General features: G+C 63.1%; 9 protein-coding genes. 3 read left to right on the top strand and 6 right to left on the bottom strand.

Annotation, left to right across the window (positions count from 1 at the left end):
• The 3 genes from VK804_RS00345 to VK804_RS00355 all read right to left on the bottom strand — a co-directional run.
• Nucleotides 1-484: AMP-binding protein (locus VK804_RS00345; RefSeq protein ID WP_325366517.1), on the bottom strand; the 484-nt coding region annotated here is incomplete at its 3' end.
• A 24-nt stretch (nucleotides 485-508) separates the two neighbouring features.
• A complete protein-coding gene (locus VK804_RS00350) occupies nucleotides 509-2,389 on the bottom strand; it encodes a TRAP transporter large permease subunit (RefSeq protein WP_325366519.1) in 1,881 nt (626 codons plus the stop codon).
• Between the two features lie 33 nt (nucleotides 2,390-2,422).
• Nucleotides 2,423-3,442: a TRAP transporter substrate-binding protein gene (locus VK804_RS00355; protein ID WP_325366521.1), complete on the bottom strand. Its 1,020-nt coding sequence runs from the start codon at nucleotides 3,440-3,442 to the stop codon at nucleotides 2,423-2,425.
• 278 nt (nucleotides 3,443-3,720) lie between these two features.
• On the opposite strand from VK804_RS00355, the gene VK804_RS00360 reads away from it, so the two are divergent.
• The 3 genes from VK804_RS00360 (at nucleotide 3,721) to VK804_RS00370 (ending at nucleotide 9,885) form a co-directional block, all read left to right on the top strand.
• A complete protein-coding gene (locus VK804_RS00360) occupies nucleotides 3,721-5,397 on the top strand; it encodes a hypothetical protein (RefSeq protein WP_325366523.1) in 1,677 nt (558 codons plus the stop codon).
• A 221-nt stretch (nucleotides 5,398-5,618) separates the two neighbouring features.
• Nucleotides 5,619-6,395, top strand: coding sequence for a Hachiman antiphage defense system protein HamA (locus VK804_RS00365; RefSeq protein ID WP_325366524.1), 777 nt, complete (start codon nucleotides 5,619-5,621; stop codon nucleotides 6,393-6,395).
• Nucleotides 6,379-9,885, top strand: a complete 3,507-nt coding sequence (locus VK804_RS00370; protein ID WP_325366526.1) for a DEAD/DEAH box helicase — start codon at nucleotides 6,379-6,381, stop codon at nucleotides 9,883-9,885. Before VK804_RS00365 ends, VK804_RS00370 begins: the two co-directional genes overlap by 17 nt.
• A 24-nt stretch (nucleotides 9,886-9,909) precedes the next feature.
• Here the strand turns inward: VK804_RS00370 and VK804_RS00375 are convergent, their stop codons facing one another.
• From VK804_RS00375 to VK804_RS00385, 3 genes are all read right to left on the bottom strand, one after another.
• Nucleotides 9,910-11,007, bottom strand: a complete 1,098-nt coding sequence (locus VK804_RS00375) for a hypothetical protein (protein ID WP_325366528.1) — start codon at nucleotides 11,005-11,007, stop codon at nucleotides 9,910-9,912.
• Nucleotides 11,008-11,022: 15 nt separating this feature from the next.
• Nucleotides 11,023-12,060, bottom strand: a complete 1,038-nt coding sequence (locus VK804_RS00380; protein ID WP_325366529.1) for a S1/P1 nuclease — start codon at nucleotides 12,058-12,060, stop codon at nucleotides 11,023-11,025.
• A gap of 142 nt (nucleotides 12,061-12,202) precedes the next feature.
• On the bottom strand, nucleotides 12,203-12,855 hold a 653-nt coding region (locus tag VK804_RS00385; protein WP_325366530.1), incomplete at its 5' end, for an enoyl-CoA hydratase/isomerase family protein.

Consider the following 12,855-nt stretch of genomic DNA (forward strand, 5'->3'; position numbering starts at 1 on the left):
CGATGCGCTTGCCGCCTGAGAACGAGGCGTCGTCGACGTCGATCACGGCAGGCTTCGGCCCGCTCATCTGCTTGATCGCGTCCGTGATTACGCCGCCAAATTCGGGATCGACCAGGATGATTTTGGCACCGCCGTGATCGAGCTGGAAGGCGATCGAGGCGGCATCGAGCCGGATGTTGAGCGCGTTGAGCACGGCGCCGGCCATCGGGACCGCGAAATGCACCTCGTTCATGGCAGGGATATTCGGCAGCATCGCCGCGACCGTATCGCCGTCACCGATGTTCCGGCTTGCAAGGTAGGAGGCAAATCGCCGGCAGCGCGCATAGGTCTGCGACCAGGTGAAGACGCGACCCTCATAGACGGCGCTGACATGATCGGGAAAGACGGCGGCACTGCGCTTAAGGAAGCTCAGCGGCGTCAGCGCGACGTAGTTGGCGGGGGTCTTGTCCAATCCGAGATTGTATTGGCTTTGCATCCCACTCATCGGCCATCTCCCATTCAACCACGCCTACAGGAACCCGATCGATATCCACGGAAAGATCGCCACCACGATTAGCCCCACCAGCAGCGCCAGCAGATAGCCCCAGATCGGCCTGATGCCCTCGGCGGGATCGACGCGCCCGATGGCGCAGGCGGCATAATAGCCTACTCCGAAGGGCGGGGCGAACAATCCGATGCCCATCGCCAGGATGATGATCATGGCATAGTGCACCTCATGCACGCCGACCGCGCGCGCGATCGGGAACAGCAGCGGCCCGAACAGCACGATCGCCGGAATCCCCTCGAGCACACTGCCCAGCACCATGAACGCCACGATCGAGACCGCGATAAAGGATGCCGAACCGCCGGGCAGGCCGGTCATGGCGGCCGCGAGCGCCCGCGAAAAGCCGGATTGGGTCAGGCCCCAGGCCATGCCGGTCGCGGTGCCGATGATCAGAAGGATGGCACCCGACAGGCATGCCGTCTCGATAAGCATCGGCACCAGCCGCCGCCAGTCGAATTGGCGGTAGATCAGGAGCCCGATGACGAGGCCATAGACGATGCCGATGGTGGACACTTCGGTCGCAGTCGCAATGCCCTCGACCACGGCGGCGCGGATCACGAACGGCAGCGCCAGCGCGGGCAGGGCGATGACCAAGGATTTTATCACCTCACCGGCCCTGGCGCGCCGGACATGGCTCAAATCCTCGCCGCGATAGCGCCACCACACCAGCGCCGACAGCGTGATCGCCAGCACCACGCCCGGCAACAGGCCGCCGGTGAACAGCGCCGAGATCGAAACCCCGGTCACCGAACCGATGGTGATCAGGACGAGGCTGGGCGGAATGGTCTCGGTCTGCGCGCCGGTGGCGGCCAGCAGCGCCACGAGATCGCCCGGCCGGGCGCCGCGCGCCTTCATTTCCGGAAACAGAACGGGCGCAACGGCTGCCATATCCGCGGCCTTCGAGCCGGAAATGCCGGACACCAGGTACATCGCGCCGACCAGCACGTAATGCAGCCCGCCCCTGACATGGCCGAGCAGGCTCGCCAGAAACGCCACCATGGCGCGCGCCATGCCGGTCATCTCGATCAGCAGGCCAAGGAACACGAACAGCGGCACCGCCAGCAGGATCAGATGACTCATGCCCTCGTCCATGCGGCCGACCAGCACCATCAAGGGCGTCCGCGTGGTCAGCGCCAGATAGCCGAAGATCGCAAGCCCGAAACTGAAGGCGATCGGCACGCCGGCAAACACGCAGAAACCGGCCACGCCGACAAAGAAGATGACCAGGTTGAGGTTGCCGAGCGGTCGCAGCCATGGCTGCGCCAGCCAGAACACGGCGATCACGGCGGCGACCGACAGCACCGCGCCCAGCACGGTTCGCAAATCGCCGGCTCGCGCCAGCCGCAGCAAGGCAAACAACGCCATCAGGCCGGTGCCGACCGGCAGCGCCGCGGCGCGCCAGATATTCTCGATCTGCAGCGCCGGCGTGGTGATGTAGCTTTCCTCGTAGGCGTATTGGCAGGACGGCCACGCGATCAGGAGCAGAAAGGCCAGCGCCGCAGAGGTCGCAACCAATTCGAGCCAGGCCCGTGTCGCGGGCCTGGCGCTGCCGACGATCGCGGTCATCCGCATGTGCTCGGAGCGGCGGAACGCCACCGCGGCGCCCAGCATCGCAAGCCACAGGAACAGGATCGAGGCCAGTTCGTCCGACCAGATCAGCGGCTGGCGCAGCCCGTAGCGCGCCACCACGCCGGCGAACAGGATGACGATCTCGGCGACGACGAGACATGCCGCCGGGATTTCGACCAGCAGCGCCAGCCAGCTTTCCAGCGACAAGACCGCCGAACGGCGGCGAGGGGGCATCGCCTCGCCGTCCGCGGCTCTCGAGATTTCGGCGTGAGCCATGACGGTCGCCCTGCTGGCTATTGCTGCGATCCGCTACGACAGCTTGCCGACGGATTTCTCCAGCAACGCCCAGGCCTGCTCGCCGTATTTGCCCTTCCATTCGGAGTAGAACCCGGCGGAGCGCAATTTCTCGCGGAATGGCCCTACCTCCGGCTGGTTGAATACGAGGCCCTTGCCGGCCAGTTCCTGCTGCAGCCCGGCATTGAGTTTGGCCACGTCGACGCGCTCCTTGATCGCGGCGGCGTTGATGTTCTTGGCAACGATGGCGCTGATGTCCTCGGGCATCGCTTCCCAGGCGCGGCGATTGGCCAGGAACCAGAAGCCGTCCCACATGTGATTGGTCAGCGAGCAGAATTTCTGCACCTCGTAGAGTTTTGCGGTCGAGATGATGGCGAGCGGATTTTCCTGGCCCTCGACGATCTTGGTCTGCAGCGCCGAATAGACCTCGCTGAAATTGATCGAGGCGGGTGCGGCGTCGAACGCCTTGAACATCGAGGTCCACAGCGGCGAGACCGGCACGCGAATTTTAAAGCCCTTGAAATCGTCGGGACCGTTGATCGGCTTGCTCGAGGACGTGGTTTCGCGAAAGCCGTTGTCCCAGATCTTGTCCATCACGACGAGACCCGCCTTGGTGATCTCACCACGCACATAGGCGCCGAGATCGCCGTCCATCGCCTTCCACACCGTATCGTAGTCCGGAAACGCAAATCCGATGCCGTTGATGGAAGCGGCCGGCACCAGCGTCGACAGGATCAGGCCCGACAGCGTGAAGAACTCGATGCCGCCGGAACGGATCTGGCTCAGCATGTCGGTGTCGGAGCCGAGCTGGTTGTTGGGGAAAATCTGCAGGTCGACGCGGCCATTGGTTTCGGTCTTGATCGCCGCCGCCATTTCCTTGGCGCGCATGTTCAGGGGATGGGCATCGGGAAGATTGTTGGCGTATTTGTAGGTGAATTCGGCCGTCTGCGCGCGCGCCACCAGCGGCGCGCCGATGGCGCCCATGGCCGCCGTGGCAGCCGAAGCCTTGAGCAGCGCGCGTCGTGAAAAACTCATCTGGATGTCTCCCTTGAGATTATTGTTCTTGGCCCGAGAGCGTACCTATACGGACCTGATGCCGCCGGGTCATCTGCGATCTCGCGCGCCGGCTTTTGCAGCATCCCGCCCGCGGCGGCAATATCGGCATTGGCAGGTGCGGCACGGCTTAGAAACGCGGGACATAGCCATGGGCGGCATCAGGCTACATTTTGCGATAGCGCCTCATCATATCGCTCTAACTATTTGATCTAATTATAGCTATTTATATTCCATAATATACCTTATGCGAATCACGGATGGGCAGAGAAGCCCAACTTCCCAACTGCACTAGCCTGCTCCAGCCTCCAACGAACGGTGGTGGCGTTCGGCGGTCGTGGATAAGCCCGCAATCGCTCCTTGTCAGCAATGGTAGAACGTTGTTCTACGGGCGCGAGCGCAGCGGTCCTCGACCTTCGTCTTGGCGTTCAGCCATCCCTCAAGTGTGTCACGCCAACAGAGAATTCGGAACTTTCCACAGGGTGAGCCATCGCATGAGCGAGTTTCTCTGGGATCCCGTCGAGCGCACGATGACCGGAAGTCTGCTCCGGATCGTCGATCCCGGCCCGCTGCGCGCCCCGATCATCTCGTTCGTCCTGCGCCGGAACAAGGACCTCGATCTGGTCATGGAGACCACCACCGCGGGCGACGCGGTGTCGTCGGCGCCGACGTATCCGCCGGGTACGCTTCGCAGGAACGACGACCGGGTCCGCTGGGAAAACGGCTTCGGCTTCAACGCGACCGGCAAGGGCGTCCAGCCCCTCAGCTTCAAGACCTCCAATGATCATCGTCGCGGCGTACGTGAAACGGTCGAGATCAGTTCTGTGCATTCCGTCGAAGCGACATTCCCGGATGCGGATGCTCCCGCCCACACCATCGACTGGCTCGAAAACGTGGGTGATTGGTTTCATTGGCCGCAAATGATCAACTGCGAAAGGAGGGTGACTGAGACGCGCTCGATCGGGCTCGGCTCCAATGGCGTCACCATCACCGACGAGGAGACGGAACAAGGCGGCAGCGCCGCATGCGTCAAGGCCCGCGTCGTCGATATCGATGTGTATCTCTGCGCCAAATGGATCGAACCGGGCGACCGGCACCGCAAGCCGGGCTGTTTGATCTATCGCGGAACGCCCGACGAAAAGACGCGGGAGCGAGTGCGGAATGTCCTCTCCTTCTCGCTCGGCATGTTTCTGGTGTCGTTGGGGCACACCGCCTATTCCGCCGATTGGAAGATGGTTTCGTTCAAAGCGATCAGCCCCTATAGCATCGACGGCCGCGTGTTCGATTTACCGGTCATGCCCCCTGCTCCGCTGGCGGCGCGGTCGCGGAACGAGATCGAACCGGCGCGGCTTTCCCGGATCGCGTCGGCCCTCTATGCGGTATACGACGAACTCGGCTTCGGAGATCTCAACTGGGGCTTCTGGCACGCCCGCTGCGCGACGCCGCATATTGCGCCGGTGCATTTCGGCGCCATCATCGAGGCGCTCAGGAAGACCTGCGCCGACCGATTTTCGGGCCAGATCGCGACCAAGATCGTCGAGGACGGGGAGACCTGGGGCAAGTTCTTCGAAGCGGTGAAGCCGCTGGTCGAAAACCTCGGGATCCCGGCTGACCGGAAGCATCTGCTGCAGGAAGCCATCGGCCGCACGAACGGCATGCCGCACAAGGCGGTAATGGAGGATCTTCTCGCCCGGATGAAGCTCGAATTCGGCGCGAGCGAAAGCGCGGCCTGGCGGCGGCGCAACGCCGCCGCCCATGGAAGGGCCATTCCCACGGGAAGTGAGTTCGAAGCCATCCAGGACACCAAGTTTCTCCGCGGGCTGTTCGACCGCATGCTGCTGAGGCTGGTTGACGCGAGCGACATCTACATCGATTACGGCAGCTTGAACTTTCCGATCCGGCCCCTGGCCGAAGCGCCGAAGGGCCGTGGCGTCTAGCCGGCGCGGGGCGCCACCTGAACTTGTTGATAGCGAAGGAATCAATCGTTAAAGTCGTTATGAAACCCGCAATGCTGAACCCTTCCATAAGATCGACAGGCGCCTTTCGAGGCGATGATCGTGGCCCGATCTGTCCGAGGTTCCGGGTCGGTGTCGACCGTCTGCGGCGGCGACCTGACGTATCACGTCGATCCGATCTCGCGGCATAGGGACGAAGCGAGATGGCTCAATTCAACGATTGGTGCAGCACGACCGACGGGAAGGTCGGAAATCACCACCGGCGGGTCATGACCGGACAGGCAGCGATGCTCGACACCGGGGTCAATGCGACCGCGGCGATCGTCCCGGGCCACTACGCGTCGGAGGAACACGTGGCGCGCGCGCTCGCCCGACTCGGCAAGCCTGCCGCCGCGGCTCTCATTCAGGGCAAGCTTCCGACGACGAAGCAGATCCGGTCGGGCGATCTCGGAGAGATCTACGCGACCGAGTGGATCGATGCGCACAGCGGCTACCGCGCCCCCATCAAACGCCTGCGCTGGAAGGATCATCGCAACATGGCGATGCGCGGTGAGGACGTCATCGCCATTCAGCTGGACGCCCAGACCCAGCGGTTACGGTTTCTGAAGACCGAGGCGAAGAGCCGCGCCAGTCTCACCACCAAGGTACTCGCCGATGCGCGCGCCGGACTGGACAAGGACGGCGGCCTCCCCTCGGCACACGCGCTTTCGTTCATTTCGGAGCGCCTTCTCGGAATGGGGAATCCGACACTCGCCGACGCGATCGACGACGCGTTGCTCAAACACGGCATCCCGGTGCAGAGCGTGACGCATCTGTTGTTTGTCTTCTCCGGCAACGCCCCAGACGCGTTGCTGACCGCCGCGCTACAGGGTTACCCCGGTCCGATCATCCAGTGGGGCATCGGGCTGCGCGTAGACGGCCATGCCAGCTTCGTCGGCGCGGTCTACGATAAGGTTATCGCCGATGGCAACAAGTCTTGAAGCCATAGCCGCGGATATCGCGGAAGCAGCGACCGCCGGTTTTCGCGGTCGCCTGATTGCACAGGGCCAAGCCCGCGCGATCATCTGGCGCGACGGCGTCCTCCCGCCGGGAGCTCCGGCTTTCAGTCCGCAGCTCAGCTACGAGCTCCATTCCTACGGCTACGTCCTTCTCGGGCACGGTCTACGCTTTCGAGAACTCGGCGGCGACCCGGCTCTCGCGCGGATCGCGTTCGAACAGGCCGCCACCGCCCTCGAAGCTGTGATCGCAAAAGGTAACCGCGCCGAGGTCGATCGGGATTTCCACTTCATCATGACCGCCGCGAGCTACCATCTCGCGCATCTATCGGCGCGCGCCTACTCGCTCCTCGCGATCGTCGAGGCCGACGAGAATTTCGCTCCGATAGAGAGGGCTCTCGCGCAACTGATGCGGCGAAATTTCAGAGGCTTCCGCAGCACCGTGCTCGATTACCGAGCGTCCGGAGAGGGTAGCGATCGCCGCATCGCGGAAGCCATTCAAGTCAGGCTCGGCCAAGCCGATGGAACCGACGACGACAACTTCATCTTCGATGGGCTCGACACGGCGTTAACGGATGCCTTCATGGCGGCCATGTCCCTGTTCCTTCTGGCGGTCGAACGGGGAGAGCCGGCGCTGCTCGGCCAGGCGCTGGAGCGGCTCCGGACGGCGCTTGCGATCTGCAGCGAATTGAACATGCTGCCGCAGTGGTGGGCGCACCGCGTCGCGACCCATCTTATCGCCGACTTCTGGTCGAACACCTTCCACGAACGGCTGCCGCGACAACCCGCCGGCGGAGAAGCCGCCGATTGGTGGCGCCTTCGTGAACTGTTCATCGCGCTGCTGCAACGTCGGCCTAGGGCGGAAGTGGATCTCTGGCCATCCCAGATCGACGCCGCTGCGCGGGCGAGCGACCAAGCCGACGACCTGGTCGTCTCGCTTCCCACCAGCGCCGGCAAGACGCGCATCGCGGAACTATGCATTCTGCGCTGCCTCGCCAGCGGCAAGCGGGTCGTCTTCGTCACGCCTCTGCGCGCGCTGTCGGCACAGACGGAAACCACCCTACAAGGGACTTTCGGCCCCCTCGGCAAGACGATATCCGCGCTCTACGGCAGCATCGGCGTCAGCGGTTTCGACGAAGATGCGATCCGGGAGCGGGATATCGTCGTAGCTACGCCGGAGAAGCTCGACTTCGCCCTTCGCAACGATCCCTCCCTTCTCGACGACGTCGGCCTGCTCGTTTTCGACGAGGGCCACATGATCGGCCCCAACGAGCGCGAGGTGCGATACGAAGTACAGATTCAGAGACTGCTTCGCCGTGCCGATGCGGCGACCAGGCGCATTGTCTGCCTGTCCGCGATCCTGCCCAACGGCGATCAACTCGACGACTTCGCCGGCTGGTTGCGACGCGATCATCCCGGCGGTTTGATCAAGCACGATTGGAGGCCGACGCGATTGCGGTTCGGCGAGGTCGTCTGGTCGTCTCCCACCGCCCGACTGAATCTTCGTGTCGGCGACGAGCGCCCTTTCGTCCCCCGCTTCCTTACGGGCGCGGCGCCTCCGAATTGGATCCCGCCGAAGCGACCCCGAACCCGCCTTTTCCCGAAGGATCAACGCGAGCTCTGCCTGGCAACCGCCTGGCGGCTGGTCGAGGATAGGCAGACCGTCCTCATCTTCTGCCCGGAACGCCGTAGCGTCGAGCCGTTCGCCGACGTCATCGTCGATCTGCACGAACGCGGTGCACTGCGCTCGTTGCTGGATACGGCGCCCGCCGTTCTCAATACCGCGATAGCGCTGGGCGAGGAGTGGCTGGGTCAGAACAGCCCGATCCTCAAATGTCTGCGGCTCGGTGTCGCGCTTCACCACGGAGCGCTGCCGACGGCCTACCGAAAGGAGGTAGAGCGTCTGCTTCGCGACAACGTCCTCAAGGTGACGATCTCATCCCCTACTCTGGCGCAAGGGTTGAACCTGTCCGCCACGGCCGTCATCATGCACTCCCTCTATCGTTTCGGCGAACGGATCGAAATTTCGGAGTTCAAGAACGTCATCGGGCGGGCCGGACGCGCCTATGTCGACGTTGAAGGCGTGGTGGTCTACCCCATGTTCGACGACATCGCGAAGAAGCGGCGCAGTTGGGAATCCCTGATCGGCGATCTGGGCGCGCGCAACATGGAGAGCGGACTGATCCAGCTGGTCTGGGCCCTCCTTTCCCGCATGCATGCCCGCGTGGGTGGCGACCTCGACCACCTGGTGCAATATGTCGTCAACAACGCGGCGGCATGGACGTTTCCCGAAATCGCGAACGAGAAGGCCGAGGATCGCGATCGCGCGTTGGCTGATTGGGAACGGCACATCGCGACCCTCGACACCGCAGTCCTGAGCCTCATTGGCGAAAACGATATCCCCGACGCCGGGATCGAAGCCGCATTGGACGACATCCTGCAGTCTTCGCTGTGGCACCGCCGGCTTCTACGGCACGACGAGGCGATACGGCGAGTGCTAACAGCAGGGCTCGTTTCGCGCAGCCGGCTCGTTTGGAGTCAGACGAACGCGGCGCGTCGCCGAGGCTACTTTCTCGCCGGCGTCGGACTGGCCGCCGGACATGCGCTCGATGCCATCGCTCCGACCGCCAACCTTCTCCTGATCGAAGCCAACGGCAGCATTCTGAACGGCAACGCCGAGTCCGCGATCGACTCCATCACTCGCATCGCCGAGCTAGTCTTCCCTTTCTATCCCTTCACGCCGGATGAGTTGCCTGCCAATTGGCGAGACATCTTGCGTGCCTGGCTACTCGGCCAATCGCTCGCCACCATCGCCGCGGGTCAGGAATCCGATACTCTGCAGTTCATCGAGGCAGGCTTGGTCTATCGGCTGCCATGGGCCCTCGACGCCATCCGCGTTCGCGCCGCCGCCCACGGCGACACCATCGACGGTCTGCCGATGACCGACTTCGAACTCGCCTACGCTGTCGCCGCCGTCGAGACCGGTACGCTGAACCGCTCAGCCTCGATTCTCATCCAGGCCGGCTTCAACTCGAGGCTTGCAGCCATCAAGGCCGTCGTTGATACCGGCGCGACCTTCGAGAACGGTCAACAACTTCGACAATGGCTCAATTCCGAATCGGTGACTGCGCGCAGCCCCCTTCCCGACTGGCCGACCTTGGCTACCAAAGCGATGTGGACGGAATTCGTGCAAAGCCTCAAACCGAGCGATAACCGTGCCTGGGCCGACCGCCGGTATTGGGCGAATGTAGCTTGGCTCGGCGCGCCGCCGCCGCCAGGCACACCTGTCCAAATCCACGATTTCGATGGTCGGCCGCGCGTGCTCGCAGCCGATGGTGCCCCGCTCGGCAATCTGCATGCCGCTCTCAATCCAACACGAACAGGGGTGGCGCGCGCTCAAGCGTCGCAACAGGTCGACAGAATCGACATCTCATATCTCGGCCCCAACGATCTGTCAGTGACAGCGACTGCGTAGACGTAGAACAGTGAAAGCAATGGTTCAGGGCCGGTTGAGCCGCGAGATCGTCACCTTCAGCGGTTCAGCATTGATGGCGTAGATCAGGTTCTGGCGCGCATGTCCGGCGTGAACCGACAGGACCTCGTCGATCTCGTCGTGGTCGTCGGTGAAGCAGATCTTGGCCATGCAGGAGCGGACCTTTTCGTCGTCCTTGTCGATCCCGTAACGGGCCGCTCGCAAGATGTTGTGGACGACCTCGTCGAGCTTGATGCCGTTCTCGACGACCTGCTGGTCCCGGATCACGGCCTCCCGCTGCCAGAACCCGTCGCGGCTGAAGAAGATCATCGGCGTGAAGTCCTTCGGTTCCTTGGCGTAGAAGTTCAGCTCGACGTCCTGAAAGATCTCCCGCAGGGTCCCTCCTCCGCCCTCGCCGTAGATGATACCGGCCCGCGAGTTCGAGATCAGCGCTTCCTCCCGGATGCTGTTCTGGAAGTATTTTCCGTAATGGGTCGCGAACGGCATGGTCGGCTCCGCGCCATAGAGCCAGGTCGGGATCGCGAGGCTCACCGGCATAGCCGCGGGCGCCATGGATTTAGCCTCGATCGCCGCCTGCAGCCAATCCCTGGCCTGAACCAGCCGATCGTCCATACCACCCGAAATCGAGCCGTCCTCGGCGAGCAGATTGTCGAGCCCCGGAAAGACCGGCTTGTCGGCCAGTTTTTTGAGCGCCGCCTGAAACGTTGCCTCCGGCGAGGTCGAGAACGCCACGCCGACATGGGCGGCTTCCATGACCCCCGGGCCGCCGCCGGTGACGATCAGGTATTTTTCGGCCAGATGACGGGTCAGCCTGGCAATATCGACATAGGCATCGCTGTTACGGGTGACGCCGTGGCCGCCCATGACACCGACCAGCGGCTTCTTGTGGGCTTTGAGGAAGCGGCGCAAGCCATCGCCGATGCAGGCGTCATGATCGGCCTGGTCGCGCCTGACCATCAGAGAACTCGGCACCGCTCCACCCGCCATGACGAAGGAACGGAAGATCGAGAAGTCGCGGGTCAGCGTGAAACCAAGGCTATCGGTTGCGGAGAATCCTTCCAGCAGTTCATCGGAAGAATAGAGGCCTTGAGGCGTGTTCGACATCGCGGCGGTCCCGGATCAGTTTTTCGGCCAGATCTTGTTCAGGAGCTCGGCCAGCCGCGCCCCGCCCTTGGCCAGTTGCTGGCGCTTGATCGCATCCATCGACCGCAGAAAGGCGTCGTGATTCTCGAACACGACGGCCCAGTTGCGATTGCACGGTGGGGCCTGCTTGACCGGCACGAAACTCAGATGCGCAAATACCTCGCGCGCGACCAGGATCGTGTCGGAAGCCCATTGTGCCGGCCAGTCCTCAATGTTGGACCCCTGGCTCGGCGCCACTTGATCGGCCGCCTTCTTCAGTTCTTTGGTGTAGGCCTCGCCGATATCGGTTGGGATATCATCCCATTCGTGATGCAGGTTGAGGTTTTGATCCTGAATGCAGTTGCCACCCTGCGTCTCCGTAGCCGGATCCTCAGGGCCCGCGTCGGGATCGACGAGCTTGCCGGCGGCATCCAGATAGATCGCGCCGACATGCAGCGGCTGATGCAGGTCGCCGACGAAATGGGCGAGCATCAGGAGAGCTTCCTTCTTGTCGCGAATCGAAAATGGCGGCGGCGCGGGCTTGTCCGTCAAGACCGCGATCGCCGCGCCGATTGCCGAGACCAGATCGTGATCGCTGGTCCCGAAATATTTTCGATCGTAACCGTCGCGCTGGATCGCCACGTCATCGAAGTGATAATTGGAATGGCACCCGGTCGGCGGCTGCACGCAGTTGGCGTAGTTTCGGCTGACGTAATCCACCATTCGCGCCCTCGACTCCGGCGCCTTGAACGGCGTGCACGGCACCTCGTATTCGAGATGGGTCGGGTCTACGACGTACTCAAAGCCGTCGACGTCGCGGACAACGCTCTTCACGCAGTCGGCCCAAGGACCTGCGGTCAGCAACTGCGGCCTGGTGAAATTCAGGATATCCCGGACGTGTTGCCGGGCGTTATCATTGAGCAACTGGTCGGCGATCGAGCCGACCACCTCGTGGCCCTGATAGCCCCATGCGGACGCTCCGGTTGGAAACAGAAGGCAGAACAGGCAGTTGAGCGCGAACAGCAGTCTCGACATCGATTGCTCCCGTTCGATCTATTTCGGATTGCAATTAGGACACAATACAATCAGGCGCGCAATGGCCTGTCCCGCGCCATCCAATCTACTTTGCATGGGGTTGTTTTCACGATTTTTGGTTCAGGCGTTGCGGAGGCTGGCGCTACCGCCCCCGGAAACGGGGTTTACGCCGCTCGAGGAAAGCCGCGACGCCCTCCTTGTGGTCCTCGCTCAGACTTGCCAGCGCGAACTGGTCGACGTCCATGTGGCTGGCGAGGTCGTCGAGCGCGTGCGCCAGACGATTCACGGTCAGCTTGGTCATGGCCACCGACAGCGGCGGCTGGCTCGCGACCTTCGCCGCCAGCGCCATCGCGGCGTTGAAGGCATTGCCGGGATCGGTCACCTCTTCCACCAGTCCCCATTCATAGGCCTCGGCCGACGAGATGCGCTGGTCGGCCAGGATCACCGCCTGCTTGGTGCGGGCCGGGCCCATCAGATGCAGCATGCGCGGAATGCTCTGCCAGCTCATGTTCATGCCGAGCCCGATCTCGGGCACGCGCAAATGCGCGTCGCGGGCCATCACGCGAAAATCCAGCGCGACCGCGAGCGCCACGCCGCCGCCGATGCAAAATCCCTCGATCGCGCCGATGGTGATCTGCTCCATCTCCTGCCAGACGCGGGAGAGCCGCGGTCCGAGCTTCAGGTGCCGGCGCAACGAACCGATATCCATGGCCTTGCGTGATCGGCCCTCGGCGTCCTTTAGATCAAAGCCTGCGCTGAACGCATTGGCGTTCCCTGTGAGCACCACAACGGAGG

This window comes from Bradyrhizobium sp. (assembly GCF_035484855.1).
Classification (GTDB): Bacteria; Pseudomonadota; Alphaproteobacteria; order Rhizobiales; family Xanthobacteraceae; genus Bradyrhizobium.

Coding starts and splice junctions, on each gene's coding strand:
- VK804_RS00360 (WP_325366523.1), top strand. CDS start 3,721: ATGGGCAGAGAAGCCCAACTTCCCAACTGCACTAGCCTGCTCCAGCCT.
- VK804_RS00365 (WP_325366524.1), top strand. CDS start 5,619: ATGGCTCAATTCAACGATTGGTGCAGCACGACCGACGGGAAGGTCGGA.
- VK804_RS00350 (WP_325366519.1), bottom strand. CDS start 2,389: ATGGCTCACGCCGAAATCTCGAGAGCCGCGGACGGCGAGGCGATGCCC.
- VK804_RS00370 (WP_325366526.1), top strand. CDS start 6,379: ATGGCAACAAGTCTTGAAGCCATAGCCGCGGATATCGCGGAAGCAGCG.
- VK804_RS00355 (WP_325366521.1), bottom strand. CDS start 3,442: ATGAGTTTTTCACGACGCGCGCTGCTCAAGGCTTCGGCTGCCACGGCG.
- VK804_RS00380 (WP_325366529.1), bottom strand. CDS start 12,060: ATGTCGAGACTGCTGTTCGCGCTCAACTGCCTGTTCTGCCTTCTGTTT.
- VK804_RS00375 (WP_325366528.1), bottom strand. CDS start 11,007: ATGTCGAACACGCCTCAAGGCCTCTATTCTTCCGATGAACTGCTGGAA.